The sequence below is a fragment of the Sphingomonas arenae genome, assembly GCF_016924655.1.
GTDB lineage: Bacteria > Pseudomonadota > Alphaproteobacteria > Sphingomonadales > Sphingomonadaceae > Sphingomicrobium > Sphingomicrobium arenae.
Genome location: NZ_JAFFJU010000002.1, coordinates 36312 through 60300, shown reverse-complemented (window position 1 = coordinate 60300; position 23989 = coordinate 36312). Strand labels below are relative to the sequence as shown.

General features: G+C 65.2%; 14 protein-coding genes. 6 read left to right on the top strand and 8 right to left on the bottom strand.

The features are described 5' to 3' along the window. Nucleotides 1-3 precede the first annotated feature (3 nt). A complete protein-coding gene (locus JT720_RS06505; RefSeq protein WP_205480303.1) occupies nt 4-879 on the bottom strand; it encodes an ABC transporter ATP-binding protein in 876 nt (291 codons plus the stop codon). 187 nt (nt 880-1066) lie between these two features. Here JT720_RS06505 and JT720_RS06500 point away from each other — a divergent pair, with 187 nt between their 5' ends. Continuing rightward, a complete protein-coding gene (locus tag JT720_RS06500; protein ID WP_205480301.1) occupies nt 1067-2254 on the top strand; it encodes an MFS transporter in 1188 nt (395 codons plus the stop codon). Between the two features lie 27 nt (nt 2255-2281). Here the strand turns inward: JT720_RS06500 and JT720_RS06495 are convergent, their stop codons facing one another. The 3 genes from JT720_RS06495 to JT720_RS06485 are packed head-to-tail and all read right to left on the bottom strand — an operon-like array spanning nt 2282 to nt 3197. After that, complete coding sequence (locus JT720_RS06495) at nt 2282-2551, bottom strand: DUF5985 family protein (protein WP_205480299.1); 270 nt, start codon at nt 2549-2551, stop codon at nt 2282-2284. After that, entirely contained in the window at nt 2548-2826 is a 279-nt protein-coding gene (locus JT720_RS06490) for a DUF5985 family protein (protein ID WP_205480298.1), read from the bottom strand. Before JT720_RS06490 ends, JT720_RS06495 begins: the two co-directional genes overlap by 4 nt. A 2-nt stretch (nt 2827-2828) precedes the next feature. Further along, nucleotides 2829-3197, bottom strand: a complete 369-nt coding sequence (locus tag JT720_RS06485; RefSeq protein ID WP_205480297.1) for a hypothetical protein — start codon at nt 3195-3197, stop codon at nt 2829-2831. 250 nt (nt 3198-3447) lie between these two features. Between JT720_RS06485 and JT720_RS06480 the strand changes: the two genes are divergently transcribed. Then, a complete protein-coding gene (locus JT720_RS06480) occupies nt 3448-8766 on the top strand; it encodes a HAMP domain-containing protein (RefSeq protein ID WP_336511957.1) in 5319 nt (1772 codons plus the stop codon). Between the two features lie 2 nt (nt 8767-8768). Beyond that, on the top strand, nt 8769-10835 hold the full coding sequence (locus JT720_RS14120; RefSeq protein WP_205480295.1) for a response regulator: 2067 nt from the start codon (nt 8769-8771) through the stop codon (nt 10833-10835). Between the two features lie 8 nt (nt 10836-10843). On the opposite strand, the gene JT720_RS06470 is transcribed toward JT720_RS14120, so the two are convergent. The 3 genes from JT720_RS06470 to JT720_RS06460 are packed head-to-tail and all read right to left on the bottom strand — an operon-like array spanning nt 10844 to nt 16657. Continuing rightward, on the bottom strand, nt 10844-12229 hold the full coding sequence (locus tag JT720_RS06470; protein WP_205480294.1) for an efflux transporter outer membrane subunit: 1386 nt from the start codon (nt 12227-12229) through the stop codon (nt 10844-10846). Further along, the gene (locus JT720_RS06465; protein WP_205480293.1) at nt 12226-15426 is read right to left on the bottom strand and encodes an efflux RND transporter permease subunit; all 3201 of its coding nucleotides are present in this window, start codon (nt 15424-15426) and stop codon (nt 12226-12228) included. The genes JT720_RS06470 and JT720_RS06465 overlap by 4 nt, the downstream gene beginning before the upstream one ends. Nucleotides 15427-15430: 4 nt before the next feature. Beyond that, nucleotides 15431-16657, bottom strand: coding sequence for an efflux RND transporter periplasmic adaptor subunit (locus JT720_RS06460; protein WP_205480291.1), 1227 nt, complete (start codon nt 16655-16657; stop codon nt 15431-15433). A 280-nt stretch (nt 16658-16937) separates the two neighbouring features. Between JT720_RS06460 and parC the strand changes: the two genes are divergently transcribed. Then, entirely contained in the window at nt 16938-19211 is a 2274-nt protein-coding gene (parC, locus tag JT720_RS06455; RefSeq protein WP_205480289.1) for a DNA topoisomerase IV subunit A, read from the top strand. On the opposite strand, the gene JT720_RS06450 is transcribed toward parC, so the two are convergent. Further along, on the bottom strand, nt 19201-20487 hold the full coding sequence (locus JT720_RS06450; RefSeq protein WP_205480287.1) for a L,D-transpeptidase family protein: 1287 nt from the start codon (nt 20485-20487) through the stop codon (nt 19201-19203). The genes parC and JT720_RS06450 overlap by 11 nt on opposite strands. Nucleotides 20488-20607: 120 nt before the next feature. Between JT720_RS06450 and JT720_RS06445 the strand changes: the two genes are divergently transcribed. Together JT720_RS06445 and JT720_RS06440 are read left to right on the top strand one after the other, a co-directional pair. Next, a complete protein-coding gene (locus JT720_RS06445; protein WP_205480286.1) occupies nt 20608-22344 on the top strand; it encodes a putative bifunctional diguanylate cyclase/phosphodiesterase in 1737 nt (578 codons plus the stop codon). A gap of 125 nt (nt 22345-22469) precedes the next feature. Continuing rightward, nucleotides 22470-23792 carry a L,D-transpeptidase family protein gene (locus tag JT720_RS06440; protein ID WP_205480284.1) on the top strand — a complete coding sequence of 441 codons (1323 nt, stop codon included), beginning with the start codon at nt 22470-22472 and terminating at the stop codon, nt 23790-23792. The last annotated feature ends 197 nt before the right edge of the window (nt 23793-23989 follow it).

Below are 23989 nucleotides of genomic sequence, written 5' to 3'. Positions count from 1 at the left end.
GGCTCAGGCAGCCCGGCGGAGCGTGGAGAGGGTTGAGAAGTAGACGTCCTCCAGGCCGCCTTCGACCGGGTCGAACCCGGCCGGCTGGCTGTCGGACAGGACATGGATGATGGTTCGGCCCGCGAACAGGCGGGTGGAGATGATCTCGTGGCTGGCCTGGTATTGTTCCAGTTCGGCGTGGCCGATGGCCTTGCTCCACACCCTGCCGCGCGTGGAGGCGATGAGGTCGGCGGGTCGTCCTTCGAGCTGCACCCGGCCGTTCGCCAGCACGGCCATGCGTGGGCAGAGGTCGGCGACATCATCGACGATGTGGGTGGAAAGGATGACCACGACATTGTCGCCGATGGCGGCGAGCAGGTTCAGGAAGCGGTTGCGTTCCTCGGGGTCCAAGCCGGCCGTGGGCTCGTCCACGATGATGAGCTCCGGGTTGCCGATCAGTGCCTGGGCGATGCCGAAGCGCTGCCGCATCCCGCCGGAGAAACCCGCGATCGACTTGTCCCGCACGGTCCAGAGGTTGGTCTGATTGAGGAGGGTTTCGACCACCGCCTTGCGCTCCGAGCGCCCGGTGATGCCCTTCAGCACCGCCATCTGGTCGAGCATCGCGTAGGCCGAGACCCGCGGGTAGACGCCGAAGTCCTGCGGCAGGTAACCCAGCGTGCGGCGCAACCGGTCGGGCTCTGCCAGCACGTCGATATCACCGAAGCGGATGGAACCCGCGGTTGGCGCCTGCAGCGTTGCCACCGTGCGCATCAGGGTCGACTTGCCCGCGCCATTAGGCCCGAGCAGACCGAACATGCCACGCGGGATCGAAAGACTGACGTCGTCCAGCGCAACCGTGCCGTTCGCATAGGTGTGCGACAGATTCCCGATTTCCAGCATGCTTGCCCCCTGCAGCCGCCGGGCAGTCCGGCGACGGGCGGCACGCTAGCCAACAATGACGAGGCAACACAATGCTCGCTTCGACAAACCGACGAAGCGCGGTTCGGGTCGCGGGTGGCACTTGGGACTGGCCAGCGGCCGAAAGTGCGGCGCTACCCAGGCGGCCGCGGATGTGCTTCGAGGCGACATGGTGTCTGCACGCCCCAAGATCCCCAGAACGGTCTGGGTGCTCGGCCTGGTCAGCATGTTCATGGATATCTCTTCCGAGATCATCCACGCGCTGTTGCCGGTTTTCATGACCGTGACCCTTGGCCTGAGTGTCGCGACTGTCGGTCTGGTGGATGGCATTGCGGAGGCGACCGCCAGCATTACGAAGGTTTTTTCCGGCTATTTGTCGGATCGGTCAGGACTGCGAAAGCCATTGATCCTGTTGGGTTACGGTCTGGGCGCTGCGTCGAAGCCGTTGTTCGCCATCGCCACTGGCGCGCTGCCGGTCCTCGGAGCCCGGTTCGCCGACCGCATCGGCAAAGGCATCCGAGGCGCGCCGCGCGATGCCTTGGTGGCAGATGTGTCTCCGCCGGAGACGCGCGGCCGGGCGTTCGGTCTCAGGCAATCGCTGGACACGGTCGGAGCCTTCGCTGGGCCGCTGATCGCCATCGGGCTGATGCTGCTGCTGGCCGGAGACATGCGGCTGGTGTTCTGGATTGCGGTCATCCCGGGACTGATTGCGGTGGCGCTGGTCCTGGTCGGGGTGGAAGACCGGCAAGCGCCAACGGGTGAGGCGCGTGCGCCGCTCCGGGTTGCGGATCTGCGCCCACTTGGACGCGCGTTCTGGGTGGTTGCGCTAGTCGGCGTGCTGTTCAGCCTCGCTCGGATCAGCGAAGCATTCCTGGTTCTGCGCGCCAACGGCGAAGGGCTTCCGCTCGCCTGGACGCCGCTGGTGCTCGTGGCCATGTATATCGTTTACGCGTTGGGTGCGTATCCGGCGGGCATTCTGTCAGATCGTCTTCCGTCCCGACGCCTGCTGCTGGCCGGGATCGCCGCTTTGGTCGGGAGTCATCTCGTGCTCGCATTTGCAGGCGGGCTCGCGGGGGTGTTCGCCGGTGTCGTGCTATGGGGCATTCACATGGCCCTGACTCAAGGCACCCTTGCCAAGATGGTGGCGGACAGTGCGCCGGCTCCGCTCATGGGCTCAGCGTTCGGGCTGTTCGGCGTATTGACGGGTCTCGCGTTGCTGGTGGGAAGTGTAGCGGGCGGGCTGCTGTGGGATGCGCTCGGCGCCCAAGCCACGTTTCTGGCTGCAGCCGGTTTCGCGGGGGCTTCTGCACTTGCCGTTGCGCTGACGCAGGCGCGTTTATCGAGAACTCGCATCTGAGCACTCGTGGGGACCGCCGGACGCAAGTCAGTTGGAGGTGGCGTTCCGGTTCTTGCTGTAGATGGCCCACAAGATGAGCAGGAAGGCCGCCAGTCGCGTAAGGTAGATCCAGCTGCGCTCCTCCACGGGAAGGCCGCCGAGAGCGAGCAGGCACTGACCTGCGCCCAACAGGAAGAACGCGCCTGCGAACGACAGGAACAGCCGGTCGCGGGTCCGCCTCCAGAAGCGCAAGAAGAACAAGGCGGCGATGAAGAAGCCACCCGCAACCATTCCGGAGAAGAAGTCGTAAAGGGTCATGCTTCTTCCTCCAAGTCCCAGATGAAGCCGAACAGCAGCGTGGCGACGCCGGCAAGGGCCAGGAACAGGCGCGCAAGGCGCAGGTCCAGCTGAGGCAAGATCAACAGGTCGACGACCAACAGCAGGTTGTTCAGCGCCAGGAAGGTGAAACAGAGCGAACTCCACAGCAGAAGCTTTGCACCGGTGCGGCGAAAGCTTCGTCCCAGCAGGTAGGCGCAAGCGGTGCTTGTAAGAAAGCAGAGGAGGTAAACCAGCGCGGCGAGGAAGTCGTTCATCGTCAGTCCTTCCGCAACCGGAATGCCTCGGCGAAGGCATTGAGTCCCGGGGCGCTGCCCGCAACGATCAATCGCCGGACGAAGTCGGGTTTACGCGCGTACAGGTCCTCGGTCCCGTCCACCAGCAACGCCAGGTCCGCGGATGCCGGGAGGTATGAAGCCTGACCGGCTTCGTCGATCACCGCGAGCCCACACGCAACGAGACTGTCTAGGGCCTGCGCGACCACCAGCTCGCTACCGCGAAGATAGCCGATCAGCTCGTCGCGGCTATGGAAGCCCGGCTGTCGCTTCAGCAGAAGCAGCAACTCCAGCGACCATACGGAGCGAAAGCTGGCGGAGATGAATCGCGCGATGTTCTCGGGTGATGTCATTCCAGATGGGGTCTCGGAAGAGCTCGGGATCGGGACGGCGCCCGCTAGCAGCCCTGATTCCGGCGGGGCAACCCTGAATGTTCGCCAATCGACATTCGATACGATTTTCACCGCGCGTAAAGGTTCGGTTCTGCTATTAGGCACGCTTCAGCAGCCGGGGGGCTGCTTCAACATGGGCGGGGGGAGTAGCGGCACGGAGACATAAGTGAACGTTCAGGCCCCTCGCGAATTCCTTGACCGTCGCCAGCTCGTGACTGCGCTCCGTGCGCTCCGACGCGGCGACTTCACCGTTCGCATGCCCGAAGACGCAGACGGGATCGATGGTGAGATCGCGTCTCTGTTCAACGAAGTCGTATCCTTGAACCAGGACATGGCGCAGGAATTCGAGCGCCTGTCGCAGGTCGTCGGCAAGGAAGGGAAGATCAACCAGCGCGGCCGCGTGAAAAACGCGCGCGGAGGCTGGGAGACGGCGATCCGGTCGGTCAACGACCTGATCGAGGACATGGTCCAGCCGACCGCCGAGGTCGCGCGAGTGATCGGGGCAGTCGCCAAGGGCGATCTGTCGCAGACCATGACGGTCGAGATCGACGGGCGGCCGTTACGGGGCGAGTTCCTGCGCATCGGCAAGGTGGTGAACACCATGGTCGAGCAGCTCGGCTCTTTCTCCGCCGAGGTGACGCGCGTGGCGCGCGAGGTCGGCACGGAGGGCAAGCTGGGTGGCCAGGCGAACGTGAAGGGCGTGGCCGGCACCTGGAAGGACCTCACCGATAATGTGAACGCGATGGCCACCAACCTGACGGGGCAGGTGCGCAACATCGCGGAGGTGACCACCGCTGTGGCCCGCGGCGACCTTTCCAAGAAGATCACCGTGGAGGTGAAGGGCGAAATCCTGGAGCTGAAGAACACCATCAACACGATGGTGGACCAGCTGAACGCCTTCGCCAGCGAGGTGACCCGCGTGGCCCGCGAGGTGGGTACGGAAGGCAAGCTGGGCGGACAGGCGCGCGTGGAAGGCGTCGCCGGCACGTGGAAGGACCTCACCGACAACGTCAACCTGATGGCGGACAACCTGACGGGCCAGGTCCGCAACATCGCCGAGGTGACGACCGCGGTCGCGAAGGGAGACTTGTCCAAGAAGATCACCGTCGACGTGAAGGGCGAGATCCTCGAGCTGAAGAACACCATCAACACGATGGTGGACCAGCTGAACGGCTTCGCCTCCGAAGTGACGCGCGTGGCCCGTGAAGTGGGTACCGAGGGGAAGCTCGGTGGACAGGCGCAGGTGCCGGGTGTCGCGGGTACGTGGGCCGACCTCACCAACAACGTGAACTCGATGGCGGCGAACCTGACGGGTCAGGTCCGCAACATCGCCGAAGTGACGACGGCTGTGGCCAAGGGCGATCTTTCCAAGAAGATCACCGTGGACGTCCGGGGCGAAATTCTCGAACTCAAGAACACCATCAACACGATGGTCGACCAGCTCAATTCCTTCGCGTCCGAGGTGACCCGCGTGGCGCGCGAAGTGGGCTCCGAAGGCAAGCTCGGCGGCCAGGCGCAGGTGCCCGGCGTCGGCGGCACCTGGGCCGACCTTACGGACAGCGTGAACCTCATGGCCGGCAACCTGACGGGCCAGGTGCGGAATATCGCCGAGGTGACGACCGCGGTCGCCAAAGGTGACCTGTCCAAGAAGATCACCGTCGAAGTGCGAGGCGAGATCCTGGCCCTGAAGGACACCATCAACACGATGGTGGACCAGCTGAACGGCTTCGCCTCCGAAGTGACCCGCGTGGCGCGCGAAGTGGGCTCCGAAGGGAAGCTGGGCGGTCAGGCGCAGGTGGAAGGCGTCGCCGGCACCTGGGCCGACCTGACCGAGAGCGTCAACCTGATGGCCGGCAACCTCACCGGGCAGGTCCGCAACATCGCCGAGGTGACGACGGCGGTGGCGCGCGGCGACTTGTCGAAGAAGATCACGGTCGACGTGAAGGGCGAGATTCTGGAGCTCAAGAACACCATCAACGTGATGGTGGATCAGCTGAACGGCTTCGCGTCCGAAGTGACCCGCGTGGCGCGTGAGGTCGGCACGGAGGGCAAGCTCGGCGGCCAGGCGCAGGTGCCGGGCGTCGGCGGCACGTGGAAGGACTTGACGGACAACGTGAACGCCATGGCGGCGAACCTGACGGGTCAGGTCCGCAACATCGCCGAGGTGACGACGGCCGTGGCGTTGGGCGACTTGTCGAAGAAGATCACCGTCGACGTGAAGGGCGAGATCCTGGAGCTGAAGAGCACCATCAACACGATGGTGGACCAGCTGAACTCGTTCGCCGGGGAAGTGACCCGCGTGGCGCGCGAGGTCGGAACCGAGGGCAAGCTCGGCGGGCAGGCACAGGTGCGCGGTGTCGCGGGTACCTGGAAAGATCTCACAGACAACGTGAACCTGATGGCCGCGAACCTGACGGGGCAGGTGCGGAACATCGCGGACGTGACCACCGCCGTGGCCAAGGGCGACCTTTCCAAGAAGATCACGGTGGACGTGAAGGGCGAGATCCTCGCGCTCAAGAACACCATCAACACCATGGTGGACCAGCTGAATGGCTTCGCGTCGGAGGTGACCCGTGTGGCTCGTGAGGTCGGCACGGAGGGAAAGCTGGGCGGCCAGGCGCAGGTCCCGGGCGTGGGCGGAACCTGGAAGGATCTGACCGACAACGTCAACCTGATGGGCAACAACCTGACCAACCAGGTGCGCGGCATTGCGGAGGTCGTGACGGCGGTGGCGCAGGGTAACCTGAAGCGCAAGCTGACGGTGGACGCCAAGGGCGAGATCGCGGCGCTTGCCGAAACGATCAACTTCATGATCGACACGCTTGCGACCTTTGCCGACCAGGTGACCAACATGGCCCGCGAGGTCGGCATCGAGGGCAAGCTCGGCGGTCAGGCGCGCGTGCCTGGCGCGGCGGGCCTGTGGCGCGACCTGACCGACAACGTGAACCAGCTTGCGGCGAACCTGACGAACCAGGTGCGCTCGATCGCGGACGTGGCAACGGCGGTGACCAAGGGCGACCTCTCGCGCTCCATCGCGGTCGAAGCGTCGGGTGAGATGGCCGCGCTCAAGGACAACATCAACGAGATGATCCGCAACCTCAAGGAACAGACCTTGAAGAATGCGGAGCAGGATTGGCTCAAGACCAACCTGGCGCGGTTCAGCCGCATGCTGCAGGGCGAGCGCGATTTGGCGACCGTTTCCAACCTCATCATGTCGGAGCTCGCGCCGCTGGTGAACGCGCAATATGGCGTGTTCTACGTCACCAAGCGCGAGGAGGAGGACACCAAGCTCGAGCTGGTGGCGAGCTATGGCGCGGAAACGCCCGAGCAGCTGCGCAAGGAGTTCAGGCTTCGCGAAGGCCTCGTTGGGCAAGCGGCCGCGGACAAGCGGCCGATCCTGCTGAAGGACGTTCCCGCGGACTTCATCCGCATCGGCTCGGGCCTTGGTCACGCCAAGCCTGCCAACGTGAACATCCTTCCGGCGTTGTTCGAGGACGACGTGAAGGCGGTCATCGAACTCGCGTCGTTCAACGAGTTCAACGAAACTCACCAGAGCTTCCTGGACCAGTTGATGGAATCGGTGGGCATCGTGCTCAACACGATCGCGGCCACGATGCGGACGGAGGGCCTGCTCAAGCAGTCGCAGTTGCTGACGCAGGAGCTTCAGGCACGCCAGACCGAGCTCACCACCAAGCAGGAAGAGCTGCATGCGACCAATGAGGAGCTGCAGGAGAAGGCGCAGCTGCTCGAGAACGAGAAGAAGCAGGTCGAGGCCAAGAATATCGAGATCGACATGGCCCGCCGGGCCATCGAGGAGAAGGCGGAGCAGCTTGCGCTCACGTCCAAGTACAAGTCCGAGTTCCTGGCCAACATGAGCCACGAACTGCGCACGCCGCTGAACTCGCTGCTGATTCTGTCGAAGCTGCTGGCGGACAATCCGCAGGGCAACCTCAACGACAAGCAGGTCGAATTCGCGAAGACGATCCACTCGGCCGGATCGGACCTTTTGTCGCTGATCAACGATATTCTCGATCTGTCGAAGATCGAGTCCGGCACGGTCAGCATCGAGGTCGGAGAGATGCCGCTGGCCAGCCTCAAGCAGCACATGGAACGGACCTTCCGTCAGCTGGCTGCGGACAAGGAACTCGAGTTCAACGTGAACTTCGACCAGGCGTTACCGGAGGCGATTCGGACGGACGAGAAGCGGCTCCAGCAGATCGTGCTCAACCTGCTGTCGAACGCGTTCAAGTTCACCGCGCGCGGCGGAGTCACGCTGGACGTGAGTTGCGCCACGAGCGGCTGGAGCGCGAGCCATCCGGTGCTACGCAATGCGGAGCGCGCGATCCAGATCGCGGTCACCGATACCGGGATCGGCATTCCCGAGGACAAGCAGAAGCTGATCTTCGAGGCGTTCCAGCAGGCTGACGGCACCACCAGCCGCAAATATGGCGGCACGGGCCTGGGCCTCTCCATCAGCCGTGAGATCGCCCGGCTCCTGGGCGGGGAATTGCAGGTGCGATCGGTTCCGGGTGAGGGTTCGACCTTCACTTTGTTCGTTCCGCTCGAAGCTGCGCACGTCAGCGCACCCGCCGGTGGAAGCAACGCCCGTTATGAGAATAGCGGCGCGAGCGTGCCGACAGCGCTGCCGGCCGGCTTCGAGGTGCAGGACGATCGTGACGAGCTTGGTGGCGATCCGTTCGTGCTGATCGTCGAGGATGACCCGACCTTCGCCGGGATCCTGCTGGAGCTGGCGCGGGAGAGCGGCCTCAAGGGCGTGGTCTCGACAGCTGGCGCCGGAACCCTGGCGATGGCGCGCAAGCTGAAGCCCAATGCAATCACGCTGGACCTCGGGCTCAGCGACATCGACGGGTTCGTCCTGCTCGACCTGCTGAAGCACGATCCCGACACCCGGCACGTTCCGATCCACGTGATTTCGGGTGCGGATCGCCGCGCATCCGTGATCCCGATGGGCGCGTTCGGAGTGACCGAGAAGCCCGCCGACCGTGCGGAGCTTGGCAAGGTGTTCCGCAACCTGCTGGCGCAATCACAGAAGCGGCGGCGCAAGAACGAAGTAGCGGCGCCACTCGCCACGCGGGAGGTGGCAGAGCTGGCCGGAACCAAGGTGCTGATCGTCGATGACGATATCCGCAACATCTTCTCGCTCACCAGCGTGCTCGAAAGCTATGGGGTAGAGGTGCTCCATGCGGAACGGGGCAAGGACGGCATTGCAATCCTGGAGCGCACGTCGGGGATCGACGCGGCCCTGATCGACATCATGATGCCCGAGATGGACGGCTATGAAACGATGCAGCAGATCCGCGAGCGGCCCCAGCTTGCGGACGTGCCCCTGATTGCGGTGACGGCGAAGGCGATGAAGGGCGACCGGCAGAAGTGTCTCGATGCGGGTGCGTCCGATTACATCGCCAAGCCCGTGGACATCGAACTCCTGCTCGCCTTGCTGCGCGTGTGGATCGCACGGAGTCGTGAGGCGATGCCGGAGGGCGCAACGATCATCGAGGCGGCGGAGTAACAGTGAACCGACCTGAATCCGTCAGCGGCGTCCCGGTGGACGCCGCCGTCTCACTTGACGACGGCGAGGCCGAGCGTCCGCGGGTGCTCGTGGTCGACGATGACGAACGCAACCTCCTGGCAATCGCGACGGTGCTCGAGGACATCGGCGAGGTCGTGGTGGCGCGGTCCGGCGAAGAAGCGTTGCGGCACCTGCTCAAGGGCGATTTCGCGGTCATCCTGCTCGACGTCTACATGCCCGGGATGGATGGCTACGAGACAGCCCAGATCATCCGCAGCCGCGAGCAGACAAAGCGCATCCCGATCGTGTTCCTCTCGGCGGTCAACAAGGAGACGGAGCACCTGATCCGCGGTTACGCGATGGGCGCTGTCGACTATGTGTTCAAACCCGTCGACCCGGTGGTCCTGCGTTCCAAGGTAGCAGTGTTCGTCGACCTTTTCGCCAAGACACGCGAGATCGAACGCAAGGCGCGTCACGAGCAGGCGCTCCTCGATGCGAACCTTCGCGCCAACGCGGAATTGTTGCGCGCGGAACAGGAACTCCGCCGGGCCGAGCAGCGCCAAGCGGCGATCATCCAGTCCCTGCCGATCCTGCTCTACCTGGAGCCGCTGACGTGCGCCCCGCGCTGCCCGACGTTCGTGAGCGGTGATTTCAAGGCCATCACCGGCTATGCGTTCATGGAGGTACTTGAGAATCCATCCCTCTGGGCGGAGCGGCTGCACCCCGATGATCGGGATCGTGTCGTGCGGGCGCTGGAGGAACGGGGAGCTACCGGAAAGCTGTCGGTGGAGTATCGGTGGCGCTGCGCTGACGGCAGCTACAAGAATTTCCATGACCAGGCCGTGCTGCTGAGGGACCCGGATGGTCGGCCGATCGAATATGCTGGCACGCTGACGGACGTCACGGAACGCCGCGCATTGGAAAGCCAGTTGCTGCACGCCCAGAAGATGGATGCGATCGGCAAGCTGACCGGCGGCATCGCGCACGACTTCAACAACCTTCTGGCGGCCGTCTTGGGTGGCATCGGCCTGATCGAGCGCAGGGCGGAGCTCGGGGAAGAGCACCGCAAGATCCTTGGCATGACCAAGCGTGCCGCGGATCAGGGGTCGGAGCTCGTTCGCCGATTGCTGGCCTTTGCCCGGCGGCAGCAACTGCAGCCCGCTTCCGTCGATTTCGAGGCGTTGCACAAGGGTGTGGACGACCTGCTCAGTCACACGCTTGGCGGCCTGGTGGAACTCGATTGGCGACTGCCGGAGGACGGATGGCGCGCCTTTGCCGATCGTTCCCAGCTTGAACTCGCCTTGATGAACCTGATCATCAACGCTCGCGATGCCATGCCGGACGGTGGAACCATCGTGATCACGGCCGGCAAGCGCGACGTGGAGGCCGGGAACGGACTGGAGCTTGCGCCTGGCTCGTATGTGACGGTGGAAGTGACGGACCGAGGGTCGGGTATTCCGGCCGACATTCTGGAAAAGGTCCTGGAACCCTTCTTCACCACCAAGCCGGTCGGCAAGGGGACCGGCCTTGGTCTCAGCATGGTCTACGGTTTCGCGCGGCAGTCCGGGGGTACGTTCCGGCTGCGGAGCGACCCGGGCGAAGGCACGCGCGCGGAGATCTGGCTTCCGGAGGCTTCGGCGCAGGAGCAGGCCGTGGCAGTTGCCGCAGAGCACAAGCCGGCCGACATCGGGCCGGCCCTGAAGATCCTGCTGGTCGACGATCACGCAGAGGTACGGATCATGACGGCAGCCTTGCTGGCGGAACTCGGCCACGAGGTCGTCGAGGCTCCTTCCGGTGCGGAGGCCCTGAACGTGCTTCGCCGGACGGACCTGCAGATCGATCTGCTGCTCAGCGACTACGCCATGCCGCACCTCAGCGGGACGGACATAGTCGACGCAGCCCGGAAGCTGCGTCCCGACCTACCGGCCCTGCTCGTCACGGGCTATGCGGATGCGGACGAGATCGGGGAGCGCCCAATGGATGTTGCCATCCTCAACAAGCCGTTCACGGTGCCTGACCTTGCGTCGGCGCTGAGAAAGGCCGTGCGGTCGAGGGCGGAGGCCGCCTAGCACGGGGGCTAGATGCCGTCTCCGCCGAGTGCACGGTATAGCGCCACCCCGTTTCTGGCTTGAGCGAGCCTCGCCGTGACCAGCGCGCGCTCTGCGGTGTAGGCGGAACGCTGAGCGTCCAGCGTGGTGAGATACGGGTCGATGCCTTCGCGGTAGCGTGCCGTCACCAGGCGCAGGGTCTCGTTCGCGGCGCGGGCATTGCGCTGGTTGGCTCCGACCCGATCCGCCAGGGTGCCCTTGTCGGCGAGGGCATCTGCGACCTCTCGGAAGGCGATCTGGATTGATCGTTCGTAGGAGGACAGCGCAGCCTGCTGCTCCGCCTGGCGCAGGCTGACGTTCGCGCGGCCAGCGCCGCCGTTGAAGATGGAATAGCCCGCGCTTGCGCCAGCCGACCAGTCAAAGGCACCGCCGCTGAACAGCCCGGCCAGAGTGTCGCTGGCGAATCCGAGCAGGCCGGTGAGGGAGAGTGTCGGGAAGAGTGCGGCACGGGCTGCGCCGATCTCGGCATTGGCGGCGCGCAGGTCATATTCCGCCTGGATCACGTCCGGGCGACGCAGGAGGATGCGGGAGTCGAGCCCGGCCGGAAGCGAGGCGATGGTTGGGGCGGCCTCGTCGAGTGTTCCTGGCAGCAGGCTGGGATCGACCGGCGCGCCGACCAGCAATTGCAGCAGGTTGGCGTCCTGGGCGCGCAGGGCGCGCTGCTGGGCGAGATCGGCGCGCGCGGTCTCCAGCACCTGTTCGGCCTGCAGGAGGTCGGTCCGGGGCGCAATCCCGCCCCGCAGGCGAGCCTGTGTCAGGGCGCGGCTCTGCTCAGCGGCGCGGACCGTATTCTCGGCGATCGCCAGGAGGCTGGAGTCGGCGGCGTAGAGCAGCCAAGCGTCCGCGATGTCGCCGATCAGGGCGATGCGGGTGGCTCTGGCTGCGGCGCCCGTGGCGAACAGCCGCTCCTGCTGGGCCCGGGTGAGCGAGGCGAGACGACCGAACAGGTCGACCTCGAACGAGGGCAGAACGCCCAGCGACGGACTGAACTGGACCCCGGTCGTATTCCCTTCTGCGTCGCGGCGGGGAGACGCGTCCACGCTCCCACTCGCGTCCAGCCGGGGGAGCTGGTTGGCCCGAGTGATCCGGACCTGCGCGCGTGCAGCGGCGATGTTGGCCGCCGCGATACGCAGGTCTCGATTGTTCTGCAGCGCCTGGGCGATCAAGGTCTGGAGGCGGACGTCGCGGAAGACATCCTGGTGCGTAAAGTTCGGCAGTGCTGAAGCTTCCGCAAGATACGGATCGCCCGTCGGCCAGCTTGCCGGGACTGGCGCAGCCGGGCGGACGTAGGCCGGGTCGAGCGACGTGCAGCCGGCCAGCACGGCGGCGGATAGGAGGACGGCTGTCCGCTTCATGCCGATGCCTCGGCCGGAGGTTGCGAACGCCGTATGCGTTCGCGGATGATCTTCAGTCCCTCGCGTGCTCCTCGCCGAACCAGGACGAAGAACAGCGGGATGTAGAAGATCGCGAGGATGGTCGCGGTCAGCATGCCGCCGATCACCGCCGTGCCGATGGCGATGCGGCTGTTGGCGCCCGCTCCCGTGGACAGGGCCAGCGGCAGCACGCCGAAGATAAAGGCGAAGCTCGTCATCAGGATGGGACGCAGGCGGATGCGCGCGGCCTCCATCGCGGAATCGAACACGCTCTTGCCGGCACGCTCGGCCTGTTCGGCGAATTCGATCATCAGGATGGCGTTCTTCGCGGCCAGGCCCATGGTCGTGAGCAGGCCGATCTGCAGGTAAACGTCGTTTTCGAGCCCGCGCAGAGTGACGGCGAAGACCGCGCCGACGAGGCCTAGCGGAATGACCAGCAGCACGGCCACCGGGATCGTCCAGCTTTCATAAAGAGCAGCGAGGCACAGGAAGACGACGAGCAGCGACAAGGCGTAGAGCAGCGGCGCCTGACCCGAGGATAGCCGTTCCTGGAACGAAGCCCCCGACCACGCCACGCTGGTCCCGGGAATCTGGGCGGCGAGTTCCTCCATTCGCATCATGGCCTCGCCGGAGCTTACGCCGGGGGCCGGTTGCCCCTGCAGCTCGAACGCGGGCACGCCCTGGAAGCGCGAGAGGCTGCTCGGGCCAGTGCTCCAGCGGGTCTGGGCGAACGAGGAAAAGGGCGTCATCTGACCGTCGGCGCCTCGGACATACCATTGACCAAGGTCCGCGGGATCGGAGCGGTAGGGGGCATCGCCTTGCACGTAGACGCGCTTGACCCGGCCTTTGTCGATGAAGTCGTTGACGTAGCGGCCGCCCCAGGCTGCGGACAGTGTCGCGTTGACATCGCCCTGGCTGACCCCGAGCGCCGTCAGCCGCTGCTGGTCGATGTCGATGTCGAGATTGGCCACGTCGGGAAGATCGCTCTGGCGCACAGAGGCGAGCAGGGGGTCGTTGCTTGCCTCGGCAACCAGCCGGTCGCGGGCGGCCTGGAACTGCTCACGAGACATCCCGCTGCGGTTCTGGAGCTGCATGTTGAAGCCGCTGGTCTGACCCAGCCCCCGGATGGCGCCGGGCACTAGCGCGAACACCTGCGCGTCGCGAAAGCCGCGGAAGGCGCCGGATGCACGCTCGACGATGGCATCGGCGGTGTTCTCCTTGCCCCGTCGTTCGTCCCAGGGAGCCAGGTTAATGAAGCCTTGCCCGGTGTTCTGGCCAGTCGCGCCGCCACCGCCACCGCCGCCTGCAACCGTGAAGACTGTGGCGAGGTTCTTCGCCTCATACTGGTTCAGATATTGCTCGATCTGCCGCTGCACTTCGAGGGTCCGCTGCTGGGTCGCGCCGGCGGGGAGCCGGAACTGGATGCTGGCGGCGCCCTGGTCCTCCGTCGGGAGGAAGCTGGTGGGCAGGCGCTGGAAGAGGACAATCAGGATCGCGCAGACGATGCCGTAGATGGCCAGGAACAGCCACTTGCGGTTGATCACGGTGGCAACAGCCCCCGTGTATCGCTCGACTCCGCGGGAGAAAGTGCGGTTGAACCAATCCTGGAACCCGTGTGCCCAGCGCTGCCAGACCCTGGCGTCCTGGCGCTCGGCGCGCTCGACCTCGGCCGGCTTGCGCGCCTTCAGCAGCGTGGCGGTGAGCGCTGGGCTCAGGATCAGCGCGACCAGTACCGAGAGCACCATGCAAGAGATGATGGTCAGCGAGAATTGTTGGTAGATGACGCCCGTCGAGCCGCCGAAGAACGCCATGGGCAGGAAGACGGCGGACAGGACCACGGCGATGGCGACCAGCGCGACCTGGATCTCCTTCATGGAAAGAATGGTCGCCTCTCGCGGCGACATGCCCGGGTTTTCCTCCATGAGCCGCTCGACGTTTTCGACCACGACGATGGCATCGTCGACTAGCAGGCCAATGGCGAGGACCAGGCCGAACAGAGTCAGCGTGTTGATTGAAAAGCCGGCCAGGTAGAAGATGGCGAAGGTGCCGAGCAGCACCACCGGCACGGCGATGGCCGGGATCAGGGTGGCCCGCCAGCTCTGCAGGAAGACGAACATGACGATGACCACGAGGACCACGGCCTCGAGCAGCGTCTTGACGACTTCTTCGACCGACAGGCGGATGAAGGCCGTGGTGTCGTTGGCGTAGGCGACCTTGAGCCCTTCGGGGAGCGAGGACGACAGCTGCGCCACCCGCTCCTTGATGAGGTCGGCGGTGCGTAGCGCATCCGCCCCAGGGGCCAGGCTGATGGCCATGCCAGCGCCGGGGTGGCCGTTGAGCCGGCTTACCGCGTTGTAGCTTTCCGCGCCGAGTTCGACCCGCGCGACATCCTTGACCCGAACGGAGGCGCCGCTCGACTCAGTCTTGAGGATGATGTTCTCGAACTGCTGAGGGGTCTGGAGCCGCGACTGGGCCGTGACAGTGGCGTTTAGAAGCTGATCGCGGGCCTGAGGCAGGCTCCCGACCTCACCAGCGGCGACCTCCGTGTTCTGGTTCTGGATCGCATTGATCACATCGCTGGGCATCAGCGACACGGCGGCGAGGCGCTGCGGATTGAGCCAGATTCGCATGGCCCGGGAGGAGCCGAAGACGTTGACGTCGCCGACTCCCTGGACGCGCGAGAGCGGGTCTTGGAGGTTGGACGTCAGGTAGTCCGAGACGTCGATGTTGGTTCGGCGGTCGGTCTCGTCATAGACGCCGACGATCATCAGAAAGTCGGGATTGGACTTGGTGACGCGGACGCCCTGCTGCTGCACCTGCTGCGGTAGGCGGGATACCGCCTGCTGGATCTGGTTCTGAACCTGCACCTGGGCCGTGTCCGGATCGGTGCCCTTGGCGAACACTGCGGAGATGTTCACCGTCCCGCGAGAGCTGGAAGTGGAGGAGAAGTAGAGCAGGCCGTCGATGCCGGTCAGCTGCTGCTCCAGGATCTGGGTGACGCTGTTCTCGACCGTCTCGGCCGAAGCCCCGGGGTAGGTGGCGCGGATGTTCACCTGGGGCGGAGCAACGTCAGGATATTGTTCGATCGGCAGTTGCGTGATGGCGCCGACGCCGGCCAGCATGGTGATGATCGCCAGCACCCAGGCGAAGATCGGGCGATTGATGAACAGCTGGGACACGGCGTTACCGTCCGCCCTTGGCGGCGGGCTGGGACCCGGGCGCTGGCGGCGCGATGCGCTGCGGAGCGCTGGCGGGCACGGGTCGGATGGCGGCCCCGTCGCGCACGTTGGCGAGGCCTTGCGTAATGACCTTGTCCCCGGGCCGCACCCCGCCGGTGATCACCCAGTTCGTCCCAGAAGTCCGGTCAGCCGTGACCTGCCGGCGCTGCGCCTTGTTGCCGGGTCCGACGAGGAACACGTAGGCCTGCCCGCCGATGTCCCGCTGCACGGCGCTCTGCGGAACGAGGATGGCGTTGGGGGTCACCGCCTGCGTGAAGATCGCCTGGACGAACATGCCCGGCAGCAGCACGGCATTGGGGTTGGGGAAGCGGGCCCGCAGTGTGACGGTGCCCGTGCTCTCGTTTACCATCACCTCGGAGAACTGGACGGTGCCGGTGTAACCGTAGTCGCTGCCATCCTCGAGCTGGAGCCGGACCTGGGTGCTCCCCGGGTCAACGCCGCCCGAAGCGAGTGCGCGGCGGAGGGCCGTCAACTCCGCGCTGGATTGCTGGATGTCGACAAAGATCGGGTCCGTCCGCTGGATCACGGCGAGCGGATCGGCCTGGTTGGAGCTGACCAGCGCTCCGTTCGTGAAGATTGAGCGGCCAATCCGGCCGCTGATCGGTGCTCGCACCGTCGCAAAGCGCAGGTTGATGCGGGCGGTTTCCAGCGCCGCGTTGTTCTGCGCGACGGCGGCGCGTGCCTGGCGAGCCTGGGCTGCCGCATCCGTGTATTCCTGCTGACTGACGGCCTCGATCTCGGCGAGTGGCCGATACCGATTGGCGCGCGCCTGTGCCGCGTCCGCAGCAGCGCGCGCACTGGAGAGGTTCGCATTCGCCTGGTTCACCGCGGCCCGGTAGAGGCTGGGGTCGATCTGGTAGAGCGGCTGGCCCTGACGCACAAAGCTGCCTTCGGTGAACAGCCGCCGCTGGATCAAGCCGGTGACCTGCGGGCGCACTTCGGAGGTTTCGTAAGCGACCGTTCGCCCTCCGAGCTGGTTCACGACTGGAACGGAAGTCGCGGTTACCGTGACGTATCCGACCTGAGCTGGTCCGCCGCGACCACCCTGCTGGGCAGCGCTTTCGCCCCCACCGCTGCAACCGGCAAGCGCGCTGCCGACCACCACGATGCCGGCAACCCGGAACAGCAAGGATCGAAGGGCGGGAACGGACCGAGTGGCAATGGGGAACATCAACTATCCTCGTTCGTCGCGCTTCGGCCGCCCGCTCAACGGTTCGCTTGCGCCATCGTTCATTTGCTGGTCCTCCCCGCCTATTCCTTAACCAGCACTGACAAAGCCACCTCGGCACCCAGGGGGCGACCGGCAATGCGGGATAAGGACCAGCTTAAGTCCAGCCCACAGCCGTTTTTAGCCTTGCAGGTCCGTGTCACGGCTTCGTGACGGTTTAAGTCGGGCGCAGAGCCACAGCGACCCGGTGACGGACCGCTGCGGGCTTGCTAACCCCTCGACCATGCAAGCAGACGAGCCCGCCTCCACCACCATCGACACGCCCTTCGACGCTGCTCTCTCCGAGCGGTACCTGGTCTATGCGCTGTCCACGATCACGGCCCGGTCTTTGCCGGACGTGCGGGATGGCCTGAAGCCGGTCCATCGACGGCTGCTGTGGGCGATGCGGCTGCTGCGGCTCGATCCGGCGGGTTCCTACAAGAAGAGCGCGCGGGTCGTTGGCGACGTCATCGGCAAATACCATCCGCACGGGGATGCGTCGGTGTACGATGCCATGGTCCGGCTGGCCCAGGAATTCGCGCTTCGCTATCCGTTGGTGGACGGGCAGGGGAACTTCGGCAACATCGACGGCGATAACGCGGCTGCCTACCGCTATACCGAAGCCAAGTTGACGGCCATCGCCACCCAGCTGATGGCCGGCCTCGACGAGGGCACGGTCGACTTCAAGCCGACCTACAATGGCGAGGAGGAAGAACCGGAGGTCTTTCCGGGGCTGTTTCCCAACCTGCTGGCGAACGGCGCGAGCGGTATCGCTGTCGGCATGGCGACCAGTATCCCGCCGCACAATGTCGGTGAGCTGATCGACGCCGCGACCCACCTCATCGACAATCCGCATGCCGAGAGCCGCGACCTAATGGACTTCGTGTCCGGGCCGGACTTCCCGACTGGAGGCGTGCTGGTGGACAGCCGGGAAGTGATCGCTCACGCCTATGAGACCGGGCGCGGCAGCTTTCGGCTCCGGGCTCGCTTCTCGGTCGGCCGGGAGGGCGATGGAGAGTGGGAGCCGACCGGTGTCGAAAAGCTCGGCGGCGGCATGTGGCAGCTGGTCATCTCGGAGGTGCCCTATGGCGTGCCCAAGGCCAAGTTGATCGAGCAGATCGCCGAACTGATCGCCAACAAGAAGCTGCCGATCCTGGAGGACATCCGCGACGAGAGCGACGAGAAGATCCGCATCGTCCTGGTACCCCGCAGCCGCAATGTCGACACAGAGCTGCTGAAGGAGAGTCTCTATCGGCTCACCGACCTAGAGATCCGCTTCCCGCTGAACCTCAACGTGCTCGACGCCACCCGGACGCCGGGGGTGATGAGCCTGAAGCAGGCGCTGACCGCGTGGCTGGCGTTCCAGTTCCAGGTGCTGGTCCGGCGGGCGCAGGTGCGGATCGGCAAGATCGACGACCGCTTGGAACTACTCGACGGCTTCCTGATCGCCTTCCTCAATCTCGACCGGGTCATAGAGATCATCCGCACCGAGGATGAGCCCAAGGCCGTGATGATCGCGGAGTTCGGCCTGACCGACCGGCAGGCGGAAGCGATCCTCAACATGCGGCTACGCAGCTTGCGCAAGCTGGAGGAAATGGAGATCGGGCGCGAGCGGACGTCCCTCGCCAAGGAGCGCGCCGACCTCGCGAGCCTCATCGAGGACAAGGCGAAGCAGCGTCGCCGCATGAAGAAGCAGCTCGCCGACGTGAAAGCCAAGTTCGGGGACGCGCGGCGGACGCACCTGCAGGAGGGCACCACTTCCCGCGCGGAGATCGACTGGTCCGCGATGATCGAAAAGGAGCCGATCACCGTCATCCTGTCGCAGCGTGGCTGGATCCGCGCGATGAAGGGCCATGTGGCGCTGGACGACGCGGAGACGCTGAAGTTCAGGGAAGGGGACGCGCTGCACCTCATCTTCCATGCGCAGACCACCGACAAGCTGCTGCTGGCGGCGGAAAACGGGCGGGTCTACACGTTGGCTGGCGACAAGCTCCCGGGTGGCCGCGGCTTTGGAGAGCCGGTGCGACTGTCCATCGACCTGGCCGCCGAGGTGGAGATCGCAACCCTGTTCGTGGTGCGGCCCGACATGAAGCTGCTGGTGGCGAGTTCCGACGGGCGTGGCTTCGTGACGTCAGGAGAGGCGGTTCTCGCGGAGACGCGCAAAGGCAAGCAGCTGCTCAACCTGCGGCCCGGCGCGAGGCTGGCGGTCCTGAAGTGCATTCCGGATGGCGCTGATGCCGTCGCCGTGATGGGCGAGAACCGGAAGATGCTGATCTTCCAGCTGCAGGAACTACCGGAAATGGGGCGCGGATCCGGGGTCCAGCTACAGCGCTACAGGGACGGCGGGCTGGCCGATCTGGTTCCCATTCGCTTCGCCGAGGGCCTGAGCTGGTCGATGGGCGGGGAGAGTGGCCGCACCCGAACCGAGGCGGATCTGACCCCGTGGCGGGGCATCCGCGGGGCGAGCGGACGCATGGCGCCCAACGGCTTTCCGCGGAGCAACCGCTTCAGCGGGTAGCGGCGGCCGGCAGTGCGCCTTCAAACTTGGCGAGGAGCGGGGCGTCCCGGTTATAGGGATCGGCACGAAATTGCGGCCCGCCCGCTCCGGCTCCCACCGTCAGGTAAGTGATGTAGACCGGCACGGGCTTGTCCAGGTCCACCCGCTCTTCGGAGTCCGGCGATTTCGGCTCCGGCATAGCCCCGTAGATCCAGCGCGCAAGGCGAGCCGCGTCTTCAACCCGGACGCAGCCATTGCTGATCCAGCGGTCCTCATTGGCAAAGAAGGCCTTGTTGGGCGTATCGTGCAGGTAGATGCCGTAGTGGTTCGGCATCATGAACTTGGCGATCCCCATGAAGTTGTCCGCGCCCGGAAGCTGCCGGACGCGCAGTTCGGTGCGGCCATCCGCAACCGCCTGCCAGTCCACAGTCGACGGATCGATCACGCTCGCCTGATCCGACCAGTCGGACAGCACCTGATAGCGCTTCTGGTCGAGATAGGCCGGACCTTGTTCCAGGACGCGCTTTGCAACGCTCTTCTGCACCAGGTCGGGCGGAATGTTCCAGAACGGGTTGATAGCCGTGTAGCGCAGCAAGGCAGCCATCATCGGGGTTTCCGAAGCAGGCGAGCCGACGATGACCTTCATGCTGTCGACCGGCCGACCATTCTCGTACATCCACAGTCGCGCCGAACCGGCATCCACAAGCACATAGCGCTCGCGGCTGCCCTCCGGGGGAAGGCGCCGCGCCCGCTCCATGTTGAGCATGATCTGACGTTCGTACCAGCCCGCGCCACGGTTCATGGACGCCAAGGTGCCCGGACCGGCAATGCCGTCCGACTTCAGGCCGTGGTCAGCCTGGTACTCGGCCACCTTTTTTGCCAGCGCCGCGTCGAAAATGGTGCCCGCCGGCAACCCAAGGCGCTGGCGAAGCGAGGAGATGCGTGGGTCCCTGGAGCCGATCTTCAGAGCGGGGCCGTTTGTCTCCACCGTCACCGCAGGGAGAGCCCCCCATTTCATCTGGTAGCGAACCAGGGAGCGGCGGAGGTCGGTGTAGAGGTGGTGGGTCGGGACGAACAGGTCGACGGGAGCGCCGCTGAAGCTCTCTTCGAGGTTCTGGGGAAGACCTTTCGCCAGCTCGGGCTCTGCCGGCATCGCCTCCGTATCGACAACGATCATGTCGAGGCCGCGTTCGCCGCTCGGAGGAAGTGCGATCGTCTCCACCGGTTCAGGCACCGCGCTGTCCACAGGTTGGAACACCGCGGCGGCGGCCAGGAGCGTGGGCAGGAAACTCGTCATTGGGTCACTATTCCCCGAAGAAGATGAACCGATGCGGAATCATGCACTTGGTGGTCGGCCTGCTGCAGGTTCTCGACGAAGGCAACGTAGAATTAACTCCCTGCCGTTCAAAGGGGGCGAATGCAGGCTGCATCGCAGCGATCGTCCGGTGGGGCGGCACCGCAACAGGGATCGCCGGCGACGGCGAACGACCTGTCGTTGCTGGACGCCTTGCCCATTGCAGCTGCCGTCGTAACCCGCGGGGCAAGCGGTGTGCTGGCGATCCACGGCCATAATCGGCGCTTCGATGATTTGCTGCGGAACTCCTCCGTCGGCACCTTCGACGAACTTGTCGCCAAGTGCCTTCACGGCGAGGGGTTGATTGCTGCCCACCTGAGAGGCTGGTTCGAAGGCACCAGCAGCGACGAACTCGACTTTCGCGACGGAGATGGGGTGTCCGGCCGCTTCTTCCGGATGAAGTTGGCACCGCTCCCACGCCTGCAGGCAGAGGAGCAGCGTTGCCTGGTCTCCGTTGTCGACCGGACGGTAGAGCTGCAGGCCGAACGCACGCTTCGGGCCGAGATGCTTCGCGACAGCCTGACCGGGCTGCCCAACCGCCTCGCCTTTACCGAGATGATCGAGGCGGCCAACGACACTCAGTCTGCTGCCGAGGACGGACTGGAGCATGCTGTCCTGGTCGTGGACATGCTGCGGTTCTCCCGCATCAACGAGACCATGGGCAGCCTGGCGGGTGACGAGCTGATCATCACCTTCGCACGCCGCCTGATTTCCGCCCTTCGGGCCGGCGACAAGCTGGCTCGCACGGGCGGCAACGAGTTCGGCGTAGTGGTTTCGCTGCGCCGCGGCATTGCCGATGCGATGAGGGCGGCCACGCGCATCCAGGAAGTGATGACAGCTCCCTTCAAGTTGGGTGACCTCGAGATCAAGGTGGACTGCGCCATCGGGCTGGCGGTGATGCAGCACGGCCAGGAGCCCGAGGAGCTGTTCCGCAACGCGCAGTTCGCGGTGAAGCAGGCCAAGCAGGCGGGTCGCCCGCAAGTTTACGAGGCGAAGCAGGCGAGCGAGGCACGCCGCCGCTTCTCCATCGAGACAGAGCTTCGGCGCGCACTGGATCGCGACGAGCTAAAGCTCTTCTATCAGCCGCTGATCGACCTGAAGTCCGGAGAGGTCGCCGGGTTCGAGGCGCTTGCCCGGTGGAGCCACGAGGATCGAGGCGAGATCAGCCCGTCGGAGTTCATTCCCGTTGCGGAGGAGAGCGGCCTGATCCTCGCGCTCGGCCGCTGGGCCATGGACAAGGCGGCCCAAACCCTGGCGGAGTGGGATCGCAGGACCGGCGAGCAGTTGCCGCTCTACGTGGGAGTGAACCTGTCGGCGATTCAGGTCGCACGGGACGATATCGCCGGTGTCGTATCGAGCGCGTTGCGGTCGAGCGGCCTTACCGGCGAACGGCTCACGCTGGAGCTGACGGAAAGTTCGATCGTGCAGGATCCGGGTCGCGCGACGCGGGTGTTCGACGCGTTGAAGGCGCTGGATGCCACTGTGGCGATGGACGATTTCGGCACGGGCTACTCGTCCCTTGCCTATCTGCAGCGCCTGCCGATTGACGTACTCAAGATCGATCGGAGCTTTGTGTCTGCGATGATGGTCGACCCTGACAGCGTGGCCATCGTCCGCGCCGTGCTGAGCCTCGCCGAAGCCTTGGGCATGTCGACCACCGCGGAAGGCATCGAAAGCCGGGAGTTGGCAACCACTCTCGCGACGCTGGGCTGCGCATCGGGGCAGGGGTTCTATTTCGCCAAGCCGCTCGAGGCCGAAGCGGCACTCGAGTACTGGCGCAGCCGGCGGCATTGCTGCTGAAGCGCACGTGACCGACACGCCACGACTGACGTCAAAGCGCATCCAATTCAAACGGTTCACTTGCCCGACAGGGGCATGGGCCTAGATAAGCGTCCAGGCTAAACCAACTGGGGCTCGGGACCGCCGTGAAGAATATTCTGCTTGCTGCCACTGCGCTGACCGTTCTTCTCCCATCAGTTAGCGAGGCGAAGAAGAGGCAACCGGCGCCTCCGCCGGCTCCCGTCGTCCGGGTTGCGCCGTCCGACCCGGTTGAAGCCTATTACTTCCATCATGGCGACGCCCCGATTTGGTTCCGCAACGTAGCGACCCGCTCCGCTGCCAGCCGGCTCTCGGCGTTGCTGAAGCGATCACCGATCGACGGTTTCGCCTTCGGTCCGCAACTGGCCGCCCAAGTGGATGCGGCGATCGCCCAGGCTGCGACTGGTGATCCGGCCGCGACCAAGGCGGCGGAAGTGACCTTGTCCAAGGCCTGGGTGGCTTATGTGCAGCATCTTCGTACGCCGCCCAAGGGCATGATCTATGGCTATGATCTGCTTCGGCCGCATGCTCGTCCGGACCAGATCCTCCTGACGACCGCGGCGGCTCCGGATCTTGCTGCGCAGATCGATCGCATGGCGGACTTGAACCCGATTTATCGGGGCATCCGCGATGCGGCGATCGCGTCGGGTCAGACGGTCGCCGATGCCAGGCTGCTAGCCAACCTCGAGCGTGCGCGCATCCTGCCGTCCTCAGGGCGCTTCATCATCGTGGACGCGGCCACCGCAAGGCTGACCATGTATGAGAATGGACAGCCGGTCGACAGCATGAAGGTCGTGGTCGGGACGCCCGACACACCGACCCCCATGATCGGCAGCGTCATCCATTACCTGACCTTGAACCCCTATTGGAACGTGCCGCCGAACCTCATTCGCAAGACGGTTGCGCCCTCGGCTCTGAAGCAGGGGGCGGCCTACCTCAAGCCGCGCGGCTACGAAGTGATGTCGGACTGGACCCGGGATGCGGCGGTTGTCCCGGCAAGTGAAGTCGATTGGAAGGCACTTGCCTCCGGTGCGAAGCAGATGCGCATCCGTCAGCAGCCCGGACCTGGCAATAGCATGGGCAAAATGAAGGTGCCGTTCCCGAGCGGCGTGGACATCTACCTCCACGACACGCCGGCGCGCGAGCATTTCGCCAAGCCGGTACGCCAGCTTTCCAACGGCTGCATCCGTCTAGAGGATGCGCGTCGGCTCGGGCGCTGGCTGATGGGCTCGGACCCCGCTGCGCGCGGTTCGGAGCCTGAACAGTTCGTGCAGATCCCTCAGGGCGTGCCGATCTACCTAACCTACCTCACGGCGCAGCCGGAGGGGGGGAAGCTCACCTACCTGAACGATATCTACGGCTGGGATACGCAGCCGGAGCGCCAGGCTGCGGCGGCGGCTTACACTCCGCCCTCGGGGGCCCTCCGCTAAATTTCGGAGAGCGCGGGTGCCGTTGAGTTTCGGGCGCCAGGGTTGTTGAACGCTGGGCTGAAGTCACGGGTGACAACTACGCTCTTCGGCCGCTTTGCCTGCTCACTAGCATCCAGAGGCGGGGGCGAGCCGTAGCCCGAGTGAGCGCAAGGCTCCGACCGACTGTCTCGACTGCGTGGCTTTCCTAGACCCACGAC